This window comes from Azonexus sp. IMCC34842, from assembly GCF_050368855.1.
In the GTDB taxonomy this organism is placed as follows: Bacteria; Pseudomonadota; Gammaproteobacteria; order Burkholderiales; family Rhodocyclaceae; genus Azonexus; species Azonexus denitrificans_A.
Genome location: NZ_CP178449.1, coordinates 2,489,822 through 2,509,348 on the forward strand (window position 1 = coordinate 2,489,822; position 19,527 = coordinate 2,509,348).

A 19,527-nucleotide genomic window follows, 5' to 3' on the forward strand; every position below is an offset into this window, starting at 1 on the left:
CTTATTTTTTCCTTTCGGCCAGCAACGAGGCCAGCACCGGCACCACGCTCTTCATCGAGGGGTGCGATTTACGGAGTTGCGCCATGCCGACGGCGCCGTCGTCGAGCTTGCGGTAGAGCGCATTGCGGCGGTCGGCAGCAAACGGCAGGTCGAGCAAAGTTTTTCCGCCATGGTAACGAACCAGCGTGTCGCGGCCGATATCCTTGGCCTGCCAGGGAATCGCCGTCCGGTCGACATAGTGCAGGGTGCGCACGCTGGGCAGGCTGGCCGCCAATTCGGCCACCAGCCGATGAATCTTTTCCCGGTAGGCGACGACCGCCTGACCGCCATCGCTTGCCGTCGCACCGGTGGTTTCGGCCGGGGCGCCCATCAGCCAGCAGACCACGCTATCCGGTGCGAAAGCGGCAAGCTGCGCCCGCTGTTCATCGCTCAGGGCGGTCAGTTCGGCCTGCAGCAGGGTGACGTCGAGGCACGCGACACGGGCCTGTGTTGCCGCCAGGCACTCGGCCAGCGCATCGACCGCCAGCACGCTGAGGCCGCGGGCCGCCAGTGCCTGCGTCGCAAAACCGACGCCGCTGCCGATTTCCAGCACGCGCCGGCCGGGCACCAGCCCGGCCATCCATTCGTAGTCGCCGCGCTTGGCGCAGGCCAGCCCTTCGACTTCCCAGTAGCCGATGAAATCGGCCACTGTCGCGCCGCTCATCAGTCTTCCTTCATGGCATAAATGGCCGGCAGATTGCGCCAAGCGCCATCGACATCCATGCCGAAACCAAAGACGAAACGGTCCGGCACAGGCAAGCCGACGAAATCGGCGGCAATCGGCTTGGCCTTACCATTCAGCTTGTCGGTAAAGACCGCCAGCAGCACCTCGGCCGCCCCCAGACGGACCAGGCTTTCCTTGACCGCGGCCAGCGTTACGCCCTCGTCGAGGATGTCGTCGACAACCAGCACCGTCCGCCCCTTGACCGAGGTCCACGGCGCCATCCGCCACGAAATCTTGCCCCCTTGGGTTTCCGGGCCGTAGCGGGTGGCGTGCAGGTAATCGAAGTCGAGCGGGAAGGCGAGCTTGGGCAGCAACTGCCCGCAGAAGATCACGCCGCCGGTCATCACGCACAGAACCAGCGGATTCGTCTCGGCCAGGCGTTCGCGAATCAGGCCGGCAACCTGCTCCAGCGCCGCCTGAACGGTTTCTTCGGAATGGATCAGGTCAGCGTTGGCCAGCAAGGCACGGGCTTTTTTCAACTCCATTTATTTCTCCAGACTTTTCAGATAGGCGTCGAAATCGGCCCCGACCTCCGGGTGGCGCTGGCCGAAAACGACCGTCGCCTGGAGGTAGCCGAGCTTCGAGCCGCAGTCGTAACGGGTACCGATATAGCGATAGGCCAGCACCTGCTCTTCGCTGAGCAGCGAGGCGATGCCGTCGGTCAGCTGGATCTCGCCACCCGACCCCGGCTTGACGGTTTCCAGGTGATGGAAGATGCGCGGCGTCAGGATGTAACGGCCGACCACGGCCAGCGTAGATGGCGCCTCCTCAGGCTTCGGCTTTTCAACGATGGCATTGACCTGTTCCAGACGGTCGGCGACGCGGCGGGCATCGACGATGCCGTAGCTGCGGGTGTCGGCGCGCGGTACATCCTGCACGCCGAGGACCGAACAGCGGTAGTAGTCGAAGGTATCGGTCATCTGCTTCATGACCGGTACCTCGCTGTCGAGCAGGTCGTCGGCGAGCAGTACGGCGAACGGCTCGTCGCCGATGACCGGCTTGGCGCACAGCACGGCGTGACCGAGACCGAGCGCTTCGGCCTGGCGGATATAGATGCAGTTGATGTTTTTCGGAATCATGTTGCGGACGAATTCGAGCAGTTCGCTCTTGCCGCGCGCTTCGAGTTCGCTTTCCAGCTCGTAGGCCTTGTCGAAGTGGTCCTCGATCGAGCGCTTGGAACGACCGGTAACGAAGACCATGTCGGTAATACCGGCAGCGACCGCTTCCTCGACGGCGAACTGGATCAGCGGCTTATCGACGATCGGCAGCATTTCCTTCGGGCTGGCCTTGGTGGCCGGCAGAAAACGGGTACCCATGCCGGCGACAGGAAAAACGGCTTTTCTGACTTTTTTCATTCTTCGATTCCTTTTTCGAGCAATTTCAACAATTCTGCTTCATCGATTACCGGCACGCCCAACTCCAGCGCTTTCTCCAGCTTGGAGCCTGCTTCTTCGCCGGCCACTACGAAATCGGTTTTCTTCGATACTGAAGCGGCCACCTTGCCGCCGGCTACTTCAATCATCCCCTTTGCCTCATCGCGTTTCAGGGTCGGCAGCGTGCCGGTGAGAACGAAGGTCTTACCGGCCAGCGGCGCCTCTGCGTCATCCTGCCCAGTCACGGCCGGCAGAGCGGCCAGCAGTTCATCGCGGCGGGTCGCCACGGCCGCCAGCAAACCACGATTGCCGCGTGCTTGCATCCAGTCGCCAAGTGCCGTGATGACCTCGCCGGGAATGCCGGCGCCCGACAGCGCAGCACCGTTGATACCCTGCGTGGCCAGCGTCGCCCCGTCGATCACGACCGCCAGTTGCCTCGCCCGCACCGGCGTCAGCCGGGGTACGCCGAGCACCGCGTACAACTCGCTCCAAGTCAGCCGCTCGGCCAGGCCGGGCCGCGGCGCATGCTCGTCGGCCGGCGCAACGCCGATTTCCGGGCAAAGAAGCTCGTCGACCGCCTGAACATTGCGCTCTTCGGCAAAGAAGTCGGCAATCGCCGTCGCCACGGTTGCGCCAATATCGGGCAGCACGGCGAGCAGCGGTGCCGGCGCCCGGCGTACGCGCTCGATGCTACCCAGCCAGTCGGCCAGCGTCTTGGCGGTCGACTCGCCGACATGGCGGATACCCAGCGCAAACAGCAGGCGGGCGAGACTGGGCCGTCGGCTGGCGGCGATGCCGTCGAGCAGATTCTCGGCCCAGCGCGTCGGCGTCTGACCGGCCTTAGCCGTTTCCGCCACGCTGCCGTCGCGCTCGTCGGCACGCCGCTTCATTTCGAGCAGGTCGTCGAGCTTGAGGCGATAAAGGTCGGCGACGCCATGCACGTAGCCGAACTCGACCAGGCGCTCGACATAACGCTCGCCCAGCCCCTCGATATCCATCATCCGGCGCCCGGCAAAATGCAGGATGGCCTGGATGCGCTGCGCACTGCATGCAAAACCGCCGGAACACCGCGTCACCGCCTCGCCCGGCTCGCGCACGACGTGAGCACCGCACACCGGGCAGGCGTCGGGCATGGCAAAAGGCTGGGCGGTCGCCGGCCGGCGTTCGGCAACAACGCCGACTACCTCGGGGATGACGTCACCGGCGCGACGCACGATCACCGTGTCGCCGACCTGCACATCCTTGCGGCGCAGTTCGTCTTCATTGTGCAGCGTCGCATTGGTCACCGTGACGCCGCCGACGAAGACCGGCGCCAGACGGGCGACCGGGGTCAGGGCACCGGTGCGGCCGACCTGGATGTCGATCGCCTCGACGATGGTCAAGGCCTCTTCGGCCGGAAATTTGTGGGCAATGGCGAAGCGCGGCGCACGCGCGACGAAGCCAAGCGCTTCCTGCGCCGCCAGCCGGTTGACCTTGTAGACGACGCCGTCGATGTCGTAGGGCAGGTTCGGGCGCTGCGCGCCGATCCGTGAAAAATAGTCGAGCAGCCCCTGGCTGCCGTGCACGACGTCGCGCTCCTTTGCCACCGGAAAACCCCAGGCGGCGAGCTGATCCATCAATTCGGCATGCGTTCCGACGTCGACCGCATCAGCGCCCAGGCCGACGCCGTAGGCGAAGAAGGACAGCGGCCGGCTGGCGGTAATTTTCGAATCGAGCTGGCGCAGGCTGCCGGCGGCGGCATTGCGCGGATTGGCGAACTCCTTGTCGCCGAGCGCGCGCTGGCGTTCGTTGAGCTTGGCGAAATCGGCCTTGAACATCAGCACTTCACCGCGCACCTCGATCAGCGCTGGCCAGCCCTCGCCCGCCAGGCGAGATGGTAAGCATGGCAAGGTACGAAGATTGGACGTTACATCTTCTCCTGCCGCGCCATCGCCACGCGTCAAACCAAATGCAAAATTTCCATTCTCGTAGGTCAAGCTGATCGCTAGCCCATCGAATTTCGGCTCCACGGCATAGTCGACCGTTGCGATATCACGCAAACCATCACGTACCCGCTGATCGAAGGCCTCAACTTCGGCTGCAGAAAAGGCGTTGTTCAACGACAACATCGGGACGCCGTGTTTGCGCTCGCTAAAATGACGAGAACTGACTACCGGCGTCGTCGCCAATTCAACATGACTTGAATGGGTTAACGCCCCCACCCGCTGCGTCGGCGAATCGGCGGTCAGCAGATCGGGATACTGCGCTTCCAGTCCTTGCAGTTCGCGGAACAGCTTGTCGTACTCGGCATCCGGAATGGTCGGTGCATCGAACACGTAATAAGCGACATTGTGACGTTCCAGTTCGCTGCGCAGCCAAGCCGCGCGCTCGGCCTCCGCAACCGGCACCGCCATCAGGAGAACAGCCGCAGGGCCTGGGCCGAGCCGGCCGGCAAGCCGAAACTGGCCATCGTCGCCTGCGGCTTGCCGACGAATTCGCGACGGATATGGTCGAGCTGGGCGTCGGACAGCGGCTGACGATTGTCATCGACCAGCGCACCTTGCAGGGTATCGGCGAAGCGTTTGGCCAGTTCGGTCATCTGCATGAAGACGCGCTCGCCGTGGTCGACGCGCGGCACGTCGAGGACGAAGGTCAGGCCGTGCGTCGTCAGCGTGCGCACCGACTCGGCGGTGAAAGGCGTGCTTTCGTAATTCTGCAGGCTGAACTGGGCGCGACCGGCCTCATCGTAGCGGGTGAACAGGCCGTCGATGCCGAGCACCAGACCGGCCGCTTCGGCCAGCGCGCGAATCTTGGTGCCGGAAAAGGCATTGCCGCGACTGATCAGATTGACCCCGATTTCAAGGTCAACCGCGGCACAGAAACGATCAATCTCGGCGGCCTGGTCGAAGACGCGCGACGAGGGCATGTCGGCCACCGCCATCAATTCGTCGGCCAGCGCCTGCATGGCGTTGGCAAATATCGCAACATCGCCTTCTGAAACCGGCCCCATGCGGTTGACCAGTTGCAGCCCGACGCGCAGGCGGCGCAGGTGCAGATTGCTGTCGGAAGCCAGCCGCTCCCACTCGCGGCTGCGCTCGTTGAAGCCGAGCCAGTGCACCGGCTTGTTCAGGCGATACAGGACATCGCGTTGCGACTGGAGAATCTCGATCGCCGAAACCGGTTCGACCAATTCCATAGCGACGATGAATTCCAGACGCGGATCAAGCAATTCGGCCGGCAGCGCGCTGGCCGGCAGGTCGCTCGATTCATCCTCCAGGCGCTTGCCGAGCAAGCGTTCGGGTGCAGGAGCAGGGGCCGGAACGGCCGGTGCGGCTTGGGCGACGGCAGCGGGGGCTGGCGGCGGCTCGGCGGCGAGCGGTGCGCTGACCGGCGGTGGCGTGTATTCCGGAGCGGGAACATACGCGTCCTCCGCGTCGACCTCCGGCTCGATATCGGCAAACATCGGTTCGACCCGCTCGCTCGATGCGGCCGACTCTTCCTCGCCAAGACCGGGTTCGTTGCGTTCGGTCGGCACCGGCTTGACCGTCACCTTCGGCCCGTCACCAAGCAGCACGTCTTCGTGTTGCGGCTTGAAGACCGCTTCGGCCAGTTTGCGATGGCGATATTCCTGCCACTTGTTGTAAGCGAAAACGCCGACCACCGCCGTTGCGCCCAGGCCAATCAATCCGATCTGAAGTTCGGTCACGCCGCATCCCTCATTTTCAAAGCTTCCTCAATATCCACTTCCACAACGCGCGAAACGCCGGACTCCTGCATCGTTACGCCGACCAGTTGTTCGGCCATTTCCATGGCGATTTTATTATGGGAGATGAATAGAAACTGCGTGTTTGCCGACATTTTCTTCACCATGCCGCAAAAACGCTCCGTATTGGTATCGTCGAGCGGCGCATCGACCTCGTCGAGCAGGCAGAACGGCGCCGGATTCAACTGGAACATCGAGAAGACCAGCGCGATCGCCGTCAGCGCCTTTTCGCCGCCGGACAGCAGATGGATGGTCGAATTCTTTTTGCCCGGCGGCTGGGCGATGACCTGGACGCCGGCATCGAGGATTTCCTCGCCGGTCATCACCAGTTCGGCCCGGCCGCCGCCGAACAGTTCGGGGAAAAGCTGCCCGAAATGGCCGTTTACCGTATCGAAGGTCGATTGCAGCAGATCGCGCGTTTCGCGGTCGATGCGGCGGATGGCGTTTTCCAGGGTTTCCATCGCCTCGGTCAGGTCGGCCGCCTGCATGTCGAGATAGCCCTTGCGCTCGGTCGCCGTGTCCAGTTCTTCAAGCGCCGCCAGGTTGACCGCGCCGAGTTCACCGATGGCATTGCCGAGCCGGGTGATTTCACCCTGCAGGGAAGCCGGCCGGAGATTGCTGCCGTTGGTCGTCAATTCCTGTTGCAGCGCGGCTTCGTCGGCCCCGGCCTCGAGCAGTTGCTGGGCATACTGCTCGGTATTGAGCGTCGCCGCCTGCTCCTTCAGCTTGAGATCGCCGATCCGTTCGCGCAGCGGCTCCAGGCCCTGCTCGATCTTCATCCGCTGCTCTTCCAACGCCCGCAGCGCATTGGTCGCCGATTCCAGCGCATCGCGACAGAGGGCCAAGGCCTGCTCCTTTTCCTGGCGGGCCTCCAGAGCGCCCTGCAGGTTGTCTTCCATGACATCGGCTGGCGCGGCCTCGACCTGCTCGGCGCACTGGGCGCGATCCTTCTCGATACGGTTCAGTTCCCGCTGGGCCGTCGCCTGCTGGGCAAAAATATCCTGCAACTTGCCTTCGCTTTCGCGCAGCGAGAACTGGGCTTCGCGCAAGGCGCGGTCGAAATCGGAGTTGCGTTCGCGTTCGGCCCGCACCGCCCGCTCGGCGTCGTCAAGCCGTGCCTGGGCACCGGCCACCAGCACCCGGATGCGGGACAGGCCGTCGCGCACTTCGGCGATCTTCTCGTCCGCCGCCACGTCGCGCTCGCGCTCGGTTTCTTCCTCTTCGGCCAGTTCGGCCATTTGCTCCTGCAGGCGCTCCTTCTGTTCGCGGTAGCGCTCGATGGCCTGGCCGAGTTTCAGCACCTCAAGCTGCACGGCATGCACGCGCTGCTGGCGGTCGGTGACGTATTGCCGGGTTTCGCCGATCTCTTCCTGCTTGTCCCCGAACTGTTCGTCGAGCACCAGCAGTTGTTCGCGCAGCGCTTCGGCCTGTTCTTCGTAGGCGGCAACCCCTTCGCCCAGCGCCTCGATTTCGCGCTGACGTTCGAGCAAGCCGTGCTCGCTCTTGTCCGGCGCGAAAAAGGTGACGCTAGCCCGGCTCAGCAGGTCGCCGCCAGCTGTCACCAGAACCGCCCCCGGCGGCAGTTCGGCACGCCGGGCCAGGGCGGCATCGAGCGTTGCAGCGGTGAACACCGAGCCAAGCCAGTCGGCCAGCACGGCGGCTATCGCCGGGTTGTCGCTACGCACATGCTCGCTCAGCCGCCCGGCCGGTTCACCGGCCACCGTCGGAGCCGGGAGGACAACGGAAAGCCGGGCATCGGGCCGGTCATGCAACCATTCGTCGAGCTTGGCCGGATCATCGCAGGCGATGGCGTTGAGCCGTTCGCGCAACACCGCCTCGACCGCCGATTCCCAGCCGGCTGCGACATGGATCTGCTGCCACAGCGGCGGCGCCTCTTCCAGCCCATGACGGCGCAACCATTCGGGCAGCTTGCCGCTTTGCCGAGCACTGGCCTGCATCTGCTCCAGCGCGGCACGGCGGGCCTGACCAGCGGCCAGCTCGCGCTCGATGCGCTGCAGCTCGCCCTGCATCTGCTTGCGGGCGGCCTCCAGTTGCGGCAATTCCTGCTGCAGCTGTTGCAGATGATCCTGATCGCCGGCCAGTTCCTCACGCAGCAAGGAGAGCTCTTCTTCCTTTTCGGCCAGATCGAGGGCGTCCGGCGCATCCTGCCCGCCCCCCTCCTCGCGCAGCCGCTCGCGACGCTGGGTGATGGCCTGCAAGGCGCGCTGGGCATGTGCCTTGTTGGTCAGTTCGACCTCCAGGCGCTGCTCGCCGTTGGTCGTCCGGGCCCGCAGCCGTTGCAGTTCTTCCTGCGCCTGGGCGTGGCTTTCCTCGACCTGCGGCGCGATGTCCATCTGCTGGTGCAGGCGTTCCTCCGCCTCGTCGACGCGCAAGCGGGCAATTTCCTGCAGCTCTTCCCACTTCAGCCGATCGCCGGCCAGCCGCTCGGCCGTCTCGGTCCACTGGGCCAGTTCGCCTTCCAGTTGCACCAGGCGCGCCTCCAATTGACTGCGCGACTCGCGGCGATGGCGAATTTCGGCTTCCAGCCTGGCCACTTCGGCATTGGCGGTGTACATCTCGCTTTGCGCCAGATGCAACGCGTCGCCGGCGGCAAAATGGGCCTCGCGGGTTTCCTCGGCGCGCGCTTCGGTTTCGCGCAGCGCGGCGCTTTGCGCCTCAAGGTCGGTAACCGCCCGTTCGACTTCGAGCGCCACGCGCTGGCGTTCGCTCTCCGCTTCGCGCTTCCTGAGCAGCCACAGTATCTGCTGACGCTGCACCAGCTGTTCGTTCAGCGCGTGGTAGCGACGGGCCACTTCGGCCTGCGCTTCGAGTTTTTCCATCTGGCTGCCGAGTTCGAGGCGAATGTCCTCGACCCGGGTCAGGTTCTCCCGGGTGTCTTCCAGCCGGCCGTTGGTTTCCTTGCGCCGTTCCTTGTAACGGGAAACGCCGGCCGCCTCTTCGAGAAAGACCCGCAGGTCGTCCGGCTTGGCCTCGATGATGCGCGAGATCATGCCCTGGCCGATGATGGCGTAGGCGCGCGGCCCAAGGCCGGTGCCGAGGAAAAGATCGGTAATGTCCTTGCGCCGGACCTTCAGGTTGTTGATGAAGTAGTCCGACTGCCCCTGCCGGGTCAGCGTCCGTTTGACCGACAGTTCGGCGTATTGCGACCACTGGCCGAGGGCCCGGCCGAGCAGGTTTTCGAAGATCAGCTCGACGGAAGCGCGCGACACCGGCTTGCGGTTGGACGAGCCGTTGAAGATGACGTCCATCATCGACTCGCCGCGCAACTCCGAGGCTTTCGACTCGCCCAGCACCCAGCGCACGGCATCCATGATGTTGGATTTGCCGCAGCCGTTCGGCCCGACGACGCCGACCAGTTGCCCGGGCAGGGCAACGGCCGTCGGATCGACGAAGGACTTGAAGCCGGAGAGTTTGAGTTTGGTCAGGCGCATGCGCAGTACGGCAGACGGGAAGTGCCCTGTCATGACGGGGGCCGTATGATAGCATCGACGCAATTGCGCAGACGCCCGGCCCGCCCAAGTCTCCCGAGAATCAAGGCCTGGCCGGCCAGGCGACGAGGCGCGCCGCCATCGACCGAGCAGGGACCAACCATGAACGACGATGCATTTTTCCTCAAGCGGGCCATCGAACTGGCCGCCGAAAGCGTCACCTCCGGCCAGGGCGGCCCGTTTGGCGCAGTGGTCGTGCACGCCGGAGCAATCGTCGGCGAAGGCCGCAATCAGGTCGTCCCGGCCTGCGACCCGACCGCCCACGCCGAACTGCTGGCCATTCGGGCGGCCTGCAGCGCCCTCGGCCGCTTCCATCTGACCGACTGCACGCTGTATGCCTCTAGCGAACCCTGCCCGATGTGCCTTTCGGCTGCCTACTGGGCGCGCATCAGCCGCATCGTTTTCGCCAATCCACGGGCCGATGCCGCTGCCGCCGGCTTTTGCGACGACGAACTCTACGACGAATTACGCCTGCCGCACGGCGAACGGCGACTGCCCACCATCCACCTGCCCATTCCCGGCGCCGCCGAGCCCCTGCTCCGCTGGCAGAACTCGCCGACCCGCCAGCCGTACTAGGAAGAACCGCCGGGACGAGCGAATGGCGAAAAACCTTCTTTCGTTCACCAAGCGGGCGCCGCTGATCCGGATCGATTTTCGGCGATAATTAACGCTTTAGCCGCCGCCCCAATAGCCCCCACGTGAATCCGCACCTCGCCCAACTCCAGCCCTACCCCTTCGAAAAGCTGCGCGCCCTGTTCGCCGGCATCACCCCGAACCCGCAATACAAGGAGATCAAGCTCTCCATTGGCGAACCGCAGCATCCGACGCCGCCGTTCATCATGCAGGCGCTGGCCGATGGCCTGAAGGGGCTGGCCAATTACCCGACGACGCCGGGCATACCGGCCCTGCGCCAGGCCATTGCCGCCTGGTGCCAGCGCCGCTACGGGCTGAACCTCGATGCCGAAAGCGAGATCCTGCCGGTCAACGGCTCGCGCGAGGCGCTTTTCTCTTTCGCCCAGACGGTGATCGATCCGAGCCGCGGATATGTGCCGCTGGTCGTCAGCCCGAACCCGTTCTACCAGATCTACGAAGGCGCGGCTTATCTCTCGGGCGCCGAACCGCGCTTCCTCAACAACCTGCCGGACAACGACTTCGCCTTCGACTACGGCGCGCTGTCCGCCGAGGAATGGGCGCGCGTCCAGTTGTTCTACGTCTGCTCGCCGGGCAACCCGACCGGCAAGGTGCTGTCGCTGGCCGATTGGGAGACGCTGTTCGCCCTCTCCGACAAGTACGGTTTCATCATCGCTTCCGACGAGTGCTATTCCGAGATCTACTTCGACGAAGCCAATCCGCCGATCGGCGGCCTGCAGGCCGCCAAGCTGCTCGGCCGCAGCAACGAACGGCTGGTGATGTTCTCCAGCCTGTCGAAGCGCTCCAACGTCCCGGGCATGCGTTCCGGTTTCGTCGCCGGCGACGCCAAGATCCTCAAGAAATTCCTGCTCTACCGCACCTACCACGGCTGCGCCATGCCCCCCCCGGTGCAGACGGCTTCGATCGCCGCCTGGAACGATGAGGCGCACGTCCTCGACAACCGCAACCAGTACCGCGAGAAATTCGCCGCCGTCACTCCGTTGATCGCCGAGGTGCTCGGCACCGGCATGCCGGATGCCAGCTTCTACCTGTGGGCCAAGACCCCGATCGCCGATACCGAGTTCGCCCGGGGTCTGCTCGAACACTATAATGTCGTGGTCCTGCCCGGCAGCTTCCTCGCCCGCGAGGTGGGTGGCGTCAATCCAGGTGCCAATTTCATTCGTATCGCGCTGGTCGCCTCGCTCGAGGAATGCCTCGAAGCGGCCAGCCGTATCCGTCAATTTACCCAACAACTTTAAAACAGAGAGAACCTCCATGAGCCATCCGTTGCAAGCCACCATCGACGACCTCTGGGAACGCCGCACCGAGCTGTCTACCCAATCCGCCGACGCCATCAAGATCATCGAATCGGTGATCGGCGACCTCGACAGCGGCAAATTGCGCGTTGCCGAAAAAATCAACGGCAAATGGGTCGTCAACCAGTGGGCCAAGAAAGCCGTGCTGCTCTCCTTCCGCACCCGCGACAACCGCGTCCAGGAAGCCGGCGAAATTCGTTTCTACGACAAGGTCGACACCAAGTTCCAGGGGTGGACCGAAGAGCAGTTCAAGGCCGGCGGCTTCCGCGTCGTGCCGGGCGCCTTCGCCCGCAAAGGTGCGTTCATCGCCAAGAACGCCGTGCTGATGCCGTCCTTCGTCAACATCGGCGCCTACGTCGATGAAGGCACCATGGTTGACACCTGGGTCACCGTCGGCAGCTGCGCGCAGATCGGCAAGAACGTCCACCTCTCCGGCGGCGTCGGCATCGGCGGCGTGCTTGAGCCGATCCAGGCCGGCCCGGTCATCATCGAAGACAACTGCTTCATCGGCGCCCGTTCGGAAGTCGTCGAAGGCGTCGTCGTCGGCGAAAACTCGGTGATCTCGATGGGCGTCTATCTCGGCCAGAGCACCCCGATCTACGATCGCGCCACCGGCGAAATCAGCTACGGCAAGATCCCGGCCGGCTCGGTTGTGGTCAGCGGCAACCTGCCCAAGGATGGCGGCAAGTACAGCCTGTACTGCGCCGTCATCGTCAAGAAGGTTGATGCCAAGACCCGTTCGACCACCAGCATCAACGAACTGCTGCGCGCCTAAGTCACCCCCAAAGACCCGGAGGTCTTTTTTATGATCCTCGACAAACTGTTCCAGCTGATGTCGGAAAAGCAGGCGTCGGATATTTTCATATCCGCCGGCGCGCCCATCCACATCAAGATTCAGGGCAACACCCTGCCGGTCAATCAGCAGGTCATGTTGCCCGACATGATCGAAAAGATCGCTTACGAACTGATGTCGCCGGAGCAGATCAAGACCTTCGAGGCGACCTGGGAGATGAACCTCTCCTTCGGCGTGCCGCAGGTCGGCAACTTCCGGGTCAATATTTTCCGCCAGCGCGGCTCGATCAGCATCGTCGTCCGCTTCATCCTCGGCAACATTCCGCCGCTCGACGACCTCGGCTTGCCGCCCGTCCTCGCCGACATGATCATGGAAAAGCGCGGCCTGATCCTGATCGTCGGCGCCACCGGCTCGGGCAAATCGACGACCATCGCTTCGATGCTGGACCACCGCAATGCGCACCGTTCCGGCCACATCCTGACCGTCGAAGACCCGATCGAATTCCTCTTCAAGCACAAGAAATCGATCGTCAATCAGCGCGAAATCGGCATGGATACGGCCGACTGGCAATCGGCCTTGAAGAATGCGATGCGTCAGGCGCCCGACTGCATCCTGATCGGCGAAATCCGCGACAAGGAAACCATGCAGGCTGCCATCGCCTATGCCCAGACCGGCCACCTCTGTCTCGCCACGCTGCATGCCAACAACAGCTATCACGCGCTGAACCGCATCATCAGCTTCTTCCCGCTGGAAAACCGGCCGGCGTTGTTCCTCGACCTCTCGGTCGCGCTGCGCGCCATCGTCTCGCAGCGCCTGGTCAAGAAGCCGGACGGCAAGCGCCTGCCGACCTGCGAAGTCATGCTCAACACCCGTCATATCAGCGAACTGATCGAGCGCGGCGAAGTGCAGGCCATCAAGGACGCCATGGAACAGACGCTGGCGCCCGGATCGCAGACTTTCGAACAGGATCTCTTCCGACTCTATCGCGAAGCGGTCATCTCCCTCGACGAAGCACTGGCCAATGCCGATTCGCCGACCAACCTGTCCTGGCTGATCAACAATTCCGAACTGACTACCGGCAACGGCAAGGAAGACAAGAAGATCGACACCGCCCTCGAGTTCGACAGCATCAACTCGGGCGGCGCCTCCTTCAAGGAATTCACGCTCAGCCTTTCCGACACCGACGAAGAAACCACTTGATGTCCGACCCTACCCTGGCCTTGGCGACGCAGATCATCGCCAGACCGTCCCTGACGCCGGATGACGCCGGTTGCATGGAGATCATCGCCGAGCGCCTGAAACCGCTCGGCTTTTCCATCGAATACATCAATCGCAACGGCGTGACCAATCTCTGGGCCCGCCGCGGCACGGCCAAACCGCTGTTCGTTTTCGCCGGCCATACCGACGTCGTGCCGACCGGCCCGCTCGAGCAATGGACTTCGCCGCCCTTCGCCCCGGAAATCCGCGAAGGCGTGCTCTACGGCCGCGGCACGGCCGACATGAAATCGTCGCTGGCGGCGATGGTGACGGCCGTCGAAACCTTCCTCGCCGCCCACTCCAAGCATCCCGGCTCGCTGGCTTTTCTGCTTACCTCCGACGAGGAAGGCGATGCCAACGACGGCACCGTCGCCGTCGTCGAAGCCCTGAAAGCGCGTGGTGAAACGCTCGATTTCTGCATCATCGGCGAACCGACCTCGGTCAACGAACTCGGCGACATGATCAAGAATGGCCGGCGCGGCTCGCTGTCCGGCGTACTGACGGTGAAAGGCATCCAGTGCCACATCGCCTACCCGGAAAAAGGCCGCAACCCGATCCACGAAGCTGCCCCGGCTCTGGCCGAACTGGCCGCCACCGAGTGGGACCAGGGCAACGAGTATTTCCCGCCGACCACCTGGCAGATTTCCAACATCCACGGCGGCACCGGCGCCACCAACGTCGTACCGGGCAGTGTCGAGATCAAGTTCAATTTCCGCTTCGCTACCGCCAGCACCCCGGAAAGCCTGCAGCAACGGCTGCTCGGCATACTCGACAGGCATGACCTGGACTACGCCATCAAATGGACGCTCGGCGCCCGCCCCTTCCTGACCGGCCGCGGTCCGCTGGCCGATGCCGCGACGACCGCCATCCGCGAGATCTGCGGCATCGAGTCCGCGCTATCGACGACCGGCGGCACCTCCGACGGTCGCTTCATCGCTGAAATCTGCGGCCAGTTGCTCGAAATCGGGCCGGTCAACGCGACCAGTCACAAGATCGACGAATGCGTCGATATCACCGCCCTGCCGAAGATTTCCGCCATCTATGCCCGCATCCTCGAACAAGTCCTGAGCGCATGACCGATCACATTGCCAAAAACGAACTGCTCACCGTTCGCGACTATCTCCGCTATGCGGTCAGCCGCTTCAACGCCGCCCATCTGTTTTTCGGCCACGGCAGCGACAACGCCTGGGACGAAGCGGTCTACCTGACGCTGCACACGCTGAACCTACCGCTCGACCGCCTCGAACCTTTTCTCGATGCCCGGCTGCTACCGCACGAACGCGAAGCGCTGCTCGACATCTTCCGCCGCCGCTGCGAAGAACGCCTGCCGGCCGCCTACCTGACCCAGGAAGCTTGGCTCGGCGAGCACAGCTTTTACGTTGACGAACGCGTCATCGTGCCGCGCTCGTTCATTGCCGAACTACTGCAGGAACAACTGACACCGTGGGTTGAAAACCCCTACGAAGTGGTTTCGGCCCTCGACCTGTGCACCGGCTCCGGCTGCCTGGCCATCCTGACCGCCCTCGCCTTCCCGGAAGCCGAGGTCGATGCGGTGGACCTGTCGACCGACGCCATTGCCGTCGCCGAGCGCAACGTCGCCGACTACCACCTGACCGACCGCCTCCATCTGATCCAGTCCGACGCCTTCAGCAAACTGGCCGGCAAGCGCTACGACCTGATCATTTCCAATCCGCCCTACGTCGACGAGGAGTCGGTTGCCGCGCTGCCTCCGGAATACCTGCACGAGCCGGAACTGGCGCTCGGTTCCGGCGAGGACGGCCTCGATTTCACCCGCATCATCCTGCGCGAAGCGAAAAAGCACCTGAATCCGGAAGGCCTGTTGATCGTCGAAATCGGCCACAACCGCGCGGCTCTGGAAGATGCCTACCCGACGCTGCCCTTCACCTGGCTGGATACCGCCGCCGGCGACGAGTTCGTTTTCCTGCTGCACGCCGCCGACCTGCCGGATTGACCAAGCTTTACGAACTGCCCAGCCCGTTCGACAACGAAACGGGTACCGTGCTGATGCTCGAACCGGACTGGGCCAAGGCCGGCGAGTTGCGCGCCCAGTTGCTCGACGAAAGCTATCCCAAGCCCTTCGTCATCGATGACGGCAAATCGCGCTTCCTGTATTTCAACGTCCGTCTAATGCAGAGCGAAATGTCGCTGAAGGCGCCGAACGAGCTGGCGCTGCGTTACACGCAGAAGATGATGGCCTTCCTGCTCTTTCATCCGCGCCCGAAACGCATCGAGCTGATCGGTCTGGGCGGCGGCTCGCTGATCAAGTTCTGCTATCACCGCATGCCCGGTACGCAACTGACCGCCGTCGAACTCGACCCCAACGTGATTGCCCTGCGCGACACTTTCCTGCTGCCGGCCGACGATCCGCGCCTGCAGGTAGTGCACGCCGATGGCGCCGACTATCTGGAAAACACCGAAAAAGGCATCGACGTGCTACTGGTCGATGCCTTCGACAAGACCGGCTTTGCACCCAGCCTGGCCAACCGCCAGTTTTTCGAGAATGCTTTCGCCAAACTGGCCGGCAACGGCATTCTGGTGATCAATCTGGCCGGCGAAAAGGAAACCTACGCCGGGCTGATCGGCGAAGCGATGCATGTCTTTGACGACCAGGTCATCGTCATCTCGGTGCCCGACGACGGCAACCACATCCTCTACGCCTTCAAGGAACGCTACTTCGAGCCACGCTGGCGCTGGCTGCACAACTACGCGAAGGAATTGCGCGCCAAGTTCGGCCTCGACTTTCCGGCCTTCGCGCAAAAGATGGAACGCTCGACCAAGCTCGGTCTGGCCCGCCGCGAAGCCCTGCGCCGGCGCTGACGCCTACTTGTCGCCGGCGGCCTGCTCGGCCCGCTGCTGCGCCTGCTCGGTCGCCTGATCGAGCTTCTGCTGGAATTGCTGCAGGTTCTTCTGCCCCTGCTCCACTTCCCGCTTCTTCAGCGCGGCCGCCGTGGCAGCCGTGCCGGCCGTTTCAACCCCGCAGGCGGCCAGCGAAAGCGTCGCCAGCAAGATAAACAGCACTTTCATTGTGCGTCCTCCTGTTGCTCGGCCAGTTCGGCCAGAATCGACCCGAGCAAGGCCCAGCAGCGATCGACCGTTGAAACCTCGACCGACTCGCCCGGCGCATGGGCGCCCCGGATGGTCGGCCCGAAAGAAACGATGTCCAGCCCCGGATACTTGGCCCCAATGATGCCGCATTCCAGCCCGGCGTGGATGACCTGGACTTTCGATTCGGCGGCGAAATCACGGCGATAGACGGCTTCGCACAGCGCCAGCAACGCCGAATCGGGATTCGGCGCCCAGCCCGGGTAGTAGCCTGCCTTCTCGGCCAGCGTCCCGCTCAGCGCAAACAGGCTGACGATCTCGTCGGCCAGCGCCAGGCTGGCACTGCCGAGCAGCGAACGCACCATGAAGTTGCACGATCCCCCATTCGGGTGCACATCGACCATACCCAGATTGTTCGAAGTCTCGACGACACCCGGCACCTGCCGGCTCATCCGGCGCACACCATGCGGCGCCGCATGCAGCGAGGCGAGCCAGATGGCCTGTTCGGTCTGGCTCATCAGCAGAGCCGCCGGAGCGGCCGCCAACTCGAGCGTCACGCCATCATCGACGCCCCGCAACTCCTCGCGCAACAGCGCTTGCTGCTCGCCGAGCAGCCCCGGCAAGCGAGCCAGCGCCTCGGCCGGCACGGCAATCGTCGCCAATGCTTCGCGCGGTAATGCATTGCGCGCGCTGCCGCCCTGCAACTCGGCCAGCCGTAGCGGCATGCCCGCTTCCAGTTGGCGCAACACGCGCACCAGCAACTTGATGGCGTTACCGCGCTCCTCGTGAATATTGACGCCGGAATGCCCGCCACGCAGGCCGCGCAAGCTGATGCGGCATGTCTGGTAGTCGCTGGGAACGGCCTCGCCCCCCCCTGGCCGCATCACATTGACGTCCAGACCGCCAGCGCAACCGAGGTAGAACTCGCCCCACTCCTCGGTATCGAGGTTGAGCATCATGCTGCCTTCCAGCACGCCGGCCGCCAAGCCGCGCGCGCCACCCATGCCGGCCTCCTCATCGACGGTCAGCAAGGCTTCGAGCGGGCCGTGCACCAAACTACCGTCCTCAAGCACCGCGAGAATCAAGGCGACGCCGATCCCGTTATCGGCGCCCAGCGTCGTTCCCTCGGCGATCAGCCAGCCATCGCGCAATACGGGCTGAATGGCATCGCGGGAAAAGTCGTGAGTAGTCTCTGCATTCTTCTGGCACACCATGTCGAGATGCGCTTGCAGCACGACGCCCGGCGCATGCTCCCGGCCGGCGCTGGCCGGCTTGCGGATAATCAGGTTGCCGGCAGCGTCCACCGTCGTCGGCAGGCCACGCGCCTCGGCCCAATCCTTGATGCGCGCGCGCAAGGCGCCTTCCTGCTTGGAAGCACGCGGCGTTGCGCACAACAAGGCGAAATGCGCCCAGATGTTGGCGGGCTGCAAACCGGAAAACACGGAATGGGACAGAGACATGGCGACTCCAAAGAGAAAACCCCCGCAAACCTTGCGGCTTGCGGGGGTCAAATTCTGGGGCGACTGATGGGGCTCGAACCCACGACAACCGGAATCACAATCCGGGACTCTACCAACTGAGCTACAGCCGCCGCTGTAAGAAGGCGCGCATTGTACGAACTTCCGTTGCTTGTGTCTAGCGATTCCAAAAATCTTCCGTACTGCAAGCCACTAATCCGCATTTGATCGGCCGTGATAGAATCGTCCGCTTTATTTTTCGGCTCTGTAGGCACAAGGAATTCTCATGGAAGCAACCACTGCACAAGCTAACGAACTCGAACGTCGCGTCGATCTCTCCATCGCCATTGCCGATGTCGAGAAGGAAATGGAACAGCGCCTGAAGCGCATGGGCAAGAACATGAAAATCCCCGGCTTCCGCCCGGGCAAGGTTCCGTTCAGCATCGTCAAGCAGCAACATGGTGATCACGCTCGCCACGAAGTGCTGTCGGAAGAACTTGATCGCGTTTTCGGCGAAACCGTCACCACGCAGAAAATGCGCGTCGCCGGTTACCCGCGGATCGAGCCGAAGACCAGCGAAAGCACCACCCACCTTGAGTTCTCGGCGATTTTCGAGGTCTACCCGGAATTCACCCCCGGCGACCTGTCGTCCGCCGAAGTCGAGCGTCCGGTCCTCGAAGTCAGCGCCGCTGAAATCGACAAGACCCTGGACATCCTGCGCCAGCAGCGTGTCACCTACGAAGACACCGACCGCGCCGCCGCCAAGGAAGACCGCGTCGTTATCGACTTCCTCGGCAAGAAGGATGGCGTGCCTTTCCAGGGCGGCCAGGCCAACGATTACCCCTTCGTGCTCGGCCAGGGTCAGATGCTGCCCGACTTCGAGAACGCCGTTGAAGGCGCCAAAGTCGGCGAGTCCAAGACTTTCGACCTGAATTTCCCGGCCGATTACCACGCCAAGGATCTGGCCGGCCAAACCGTCCAGTTCGACGTCACCGTCAAGCAGGTGCAAGCACCGAAGCTGCCGGAAATCGATGCCGAGTTCGCGATCAGCATGGGCGTTGCCGACGGCGATGTCGCCAAGATGCGTGCCGAGATCGAAGCCAACCTGAAGCGCGAAGTGAAGCGCCGCATCGAAGGCAAGCTGAAGGACCAGGTCATGGAAGCGCTGCTCAAGGCCAACCCGATCACCATTCCGACCGCCCTCGTCGACATGGAAATCCAGCGCCTGATGCAAGCCGCCCGCCAGGATATGGAACAGCGTGGCATGAAAGTCAAAGACATGCCGATTCAGCCGGAATGGTTCGCCGACCAGGCGAAGCGTCGCGTGACCCTTGGTCTGATTCTTGCTGAAGTAGTCAAAACGGAAAAGCTCCAGGCAACCCCGGAACAGGTTCGTGCGATGGTCGAGGAAACCGCCCAGAGCTACGAACAGCCGGAAGAGGTTATCCGCTGGTACTACGCCCAACCGCAACGCCTGCAGGAAGTTGAAGGGGTGGCGATTGAAAACAACGTGGTCGAGTGGGTACTGGGCAAAGCCAAAGTGACCGAAAAGGCTGCAGTTTTTGATGAATTGATGGGCCAAAAGCAGTAATCTGGACCTTGTCGCGAAAACGACAAACGTCTC

The 19,527-nt window shown here is 63.4% G+C and carries 16 protein-coding genes and 1 tRNA gene; 8 read left to right on the forward strand and 9 right to left on the reverse strand.

The features are described from left to right. Position 1: 1 nt before the first annotated feature. Genes ACLIKD_RS11810 through smc form a run of 6 tightly spaced genes read right to left on the reverse strand, consistent with a single transcriptional unit; the run spans position 2 to position 9,363 of the window. Complete coding sequence (locus ACLIKD_RS11810; protein ID WP_428825213.1) at positions 2-703, reverse strand: class I SAM-dependent methyltransferase; 702 nt, start codon at positions 701-703, stop codon at positions 2-4. Next, positions 703-1,248 (reverse strand): hypoxanthine-guanine phosphoribosyltransferase, encoded by a 546-nt coding sequence (locus ACLIKD_RS11815; RefSeq protein ID WP_428825214.1) that lies wholly within the window; start codon positions 1,246-1,248, stop codon positions 703-705. The genes ACLIKD_RS11810 and ACLIKD_RS11815 overlap by 1 nt, the downstream gene beginning before the upstream one ends. Continuing rightward, on the reverse strand, positions 1,249-2,118 hold the full coding sequence (gene galU, locus ACLIKD_RS11820; protein ID WP_428825215.1) for a UTP--glucose-1-phosphate uridylyltransferase GalU: 870 nt from the start codon (positions 2,116-2,118) through the stop codon (positions 1,249-1,251). Next, a complete protein-coding gene (ligA, locus tag ACLIKD_RS11825) occupies positions 2,115-4,529 on the reverse strand; it encodes an NAD-dependent DNA ligase LigA (protein ID WP_428825216.1) in 2,415 nt (804 codons plus the stop codon). The genes galU and ligA overlap by 4 nt, the downstream gene beginning before the upstream one ends. Further along, entirely contained in the window at positions 4,529-5,821 is a 1,293-nt protein-coding gene (locus ACLIKD_RS11830) for a cell division protein ZipA C-terminal FtsZ-binding domain-containing protein (protein WP_428825217.1), read from the reverse strand. Before ACLIKD_RS11830 ends, ligA begins: the two co-directional genes overlap by 1 nt. Beyond that, a complete protein-coding gene (smc, locus tag ACLIKD_RS11835; protein WP_428825218.1) occupies positions 5,818-9,363 on the reverse strand; it encodes a chromosome segregation protein SMC in 3,546 nt (1,181 codons plus the stop codon). Before smc ends, ACLIKD_RS11830 begins: the two co-directional genes overlap by 4 nt. A 126-nt stretch (positions 9,364-9,489) precedes the next feature. Between smc and ACLIKD_RS11840 the strand changes: the two genes are divergently transcribed. From ACLIKD_RS11840 to ACLIKD_RS11870, 7 genes are all read left to right on the forward strand, one after another. Continuing rightward, complete coding sequence (locus tag ACLIKD_RS11840; RefSeq protein WP_428825219.1) at positions 9,490-9,963, forward strand: nucleoside deaminase; 474 nt, start codon at positions 9,490-9,492, stop codon at positions 9,961-9,963. A gap of 122 nt (positions 9,964-10,085) precedes the next feature. Continuing rightward, entirely contained in the window at positions 10,086-11,276 is a 1,191-nt protein-coding gene (gene dapC / locus ACLIKD_RS11845) for a succinyldiaminopimelate transaminase (protein WP_428825220.1), read from the forward strand. A gap of 16 nt (positions 11,277-11,292) precedes the next feature. Then, positions 11,293-12,108, forward strand: a complete 816-nt coding sequence (gene dapD / locus ACLIKD_RS11850) for a 2,3,4,5-tetrahydropyridine-2,6-dicarboxylate N-succinyltransferase (protein ID WP_428825221.1) — start codon at positions 11,293-11,295, stop codon at positions 12,106-12,108. A gap of 30 nt (positions 12,109-12,138) precedes the next feature. After that, positions 12,139-13,326 carry a PilT/PilU family type 4a pilus ATPase gene (locus ACLIKD_RS11855; RefSeq protein ID WP_226416350.1) on the forward strand — a complete coding sequence of 396 codons (1,188 nt, stop codon included), beginning with the start codon at positions 12,139-12,141 and terminating at the stop codon, positions 13,324-13,326. Beyond that, complete coding sequence (gene dapE, locus ACLIKD_RS11860; protein ID WP_428825222.1) at positions 13,326-14,459, forward strand: succinyl-diaminopimelate desuccinylase; 1,134 nt, start codon at positions 13,326-13,328, stop codon at positions 14,457-14,459. The genes ACLIKD_RS11855 and dapE overlap by 1 nt, the downstream gene beginning before the upstream one ends. After that, on the forward strand, positions 14,456-15,355 hold the full coding sequence (gene prmB, locus ACLIKD_RS11865; RefSeq protein ID WP_428825223.1) for a 50S ribosomal protein L3 N(5)-glutamine methyltransferase: 900 nt from the start codon (positions 14,456-14,458) through the stop codon (positions 15,353-15,355). The genes dapE and prmB overlap by 4 nt, the downstream gene beginning before the upstream one ends. Then, positions 15,352-16,221 carry a fused MFS/spermidine synthase gene (locus tag ACLIKD_RS11870; RefSeq protein WP_428825224.1) on the forward strand — a complete coding sequence of 290 codons (870 nt, stop codon included), beginning with the start codon at positions 15,352-15,354 and terminating at the stop codon, positions 16,219-16,221. Before prmB ends, ACLIKD_RS11870 begins: the two co-directional genes overlap by 4 nt. Positions 16,222-16,224: 3 nt before the next feature. Here the strand turns inward: ACLIKD_RS11870 and ACLIKD_RS11875 are convergent, their stop codons facing one another. The 3 genes from ACLIKD_RS11875 to ACLIKD_RS11885 all read right to left on the reverse strand — a co-directional run bounded on the left by ACLIKD_RS11875 (position 16,225) and on the right by ACLIKD_RS11885 (position 18,037). Then, a complete protein-coding gene (locus tag ACLIKD_RS11875) occupies positions 16,225-16,428 on the reverse strand; it encodes a hypothetical protein (RefSeq protein WP_428825225.1) in 204 nt (67 codons plus the stop codon). Then, positions 16,425-17,906, reverse strand: coding sequence for an aminoacyl-histidine dipeptidase (locus ACLIKD_RS11880; RefSeq protein ID WP_428825226.1), 1,482 nt, complete (start codon positions 17,904-17,906; stop codon positions 16,425-16,427). Before ACLIKD_RS11880 ends, ACLIKD_RS11875 begins: the two co-directional genes overlap by 4 nt. 55 nt (positions 17,907-17,961) lie before the next feature. Next, positions 17,962-18,037: transfer RNA gene (locus tag ACLIKD_RS11885), tRNA-His, on the reverse strand. Between the two features lie 152 nt (positions 18,038-18,189). On the opposite strand from ACLIKD_RS11885, the gene tig reads away from it, so the two are divergent. Further along, complete coding sequence (tig, locus tag ACLIKD_RS11890) at positions 18,190-19,494, forward strand: trigger factor (RefSeq protein WP_428825227.1); 1,305 nt, start codon at positions 18,190-18,192, stop codon at positions 19,492-19,494. Positions 19,495-19,527 lie beyond the last annotated feature (33 nt).

Excerpts from the sequence above, each read along its gene's own strand:
- ACLIKD_RS11810 (WP_428825213.1), bottom strand. The coding sequence starts at position 703 with ATGAGCGGCGCGACAGTGGCCGATTTCATCGGCTACTGGGAAGTCGAA.
- ACLIKD_RS11815 (WP_428825214.1), bottom strand. The coding sequence starts at position 1,248 with ATGGAGTTGAAAAAAGCCCGTGCCTTGCTGGCCAACGCTGACCTGATC.
- galU (WP_428825215.1), bottom strand. The coding sequence starts at position 2,118 with ATGAAAAAAGTCAGAAAAGCCGTTTTTCCTGTCGCCGGCATGGGTACC.
- ligA (WP_428825216.1), bottom strand. The coding sequence starts at position 4,529 with ATGGCGGTGCCGGTTGCGGAGGCCGAGCGCGCGGCTTGGCTGCGCAGC.
- smc (WP_428825218.1), bottom strand. The coding sequence starts at position 9,363 with ATGACAGGGCACTTCCCGTCTGCCGTACTGCGCATGCGCCTGACCAAA.
- ACLIKD_RS11840 (WP_428825219.1), top strand. The coding sequence starts at position 9,490 with ATGAACGACGATGCATTTTTCCTCAAGCGGGCCATCGAACTGGCCGCC.
- dapD (WP_428825221.1), top strand. The coding sequence starts at position 11,293 with ATGAGCCATCCGTTGCAAGCCACCATCGACGACCTCTGGGAACGCCGC.
- ACLIKD_RS11855 (WP_226416350.1), top strand. The coding sequence starts at position 12,139 with ATGATCCTCGACAAACTGTTCCAGCTGATGTCGGAAAAGCAGGCGTCG.
- dapE (WP_428825222.1), top strand. The coding sequence starts at position 13,326 with ATGTCCGACCCTACCCTGGCCTTGGCGACGCAGATCATCGCCAGACCG.
- prmB (WP_428825223.1), top strand. The coding sequence starts at position 14,456 with ATGACCGATCACATTGCCAAAAACGAACTGCTCACCGTTCGCGACTAT.
- ACLIKD_RS11875 (WP_428825225.1), bottom strand. The coding sequence starts at position 16,428 with ATGAAAGTGCTGTTTATCTTGCTGGCGACGCTTTCGCTGGCCGCCTGC.
- ACLIKD_RS11880 (WP_428825226.1), bottom strand. The coding sequence starts at position 17,906 with ATGTCTCTGTCCCATTCCGTGTTTTCCGGTTTGCAGCCCGCCAACATC.
- tig (WP_428825227.1), top strand. The coding sequence starts at position 18,190 with ATGGAAGCAACCACTGCACAAGCTAACGAACTCGAACGTCGCGTCGAT.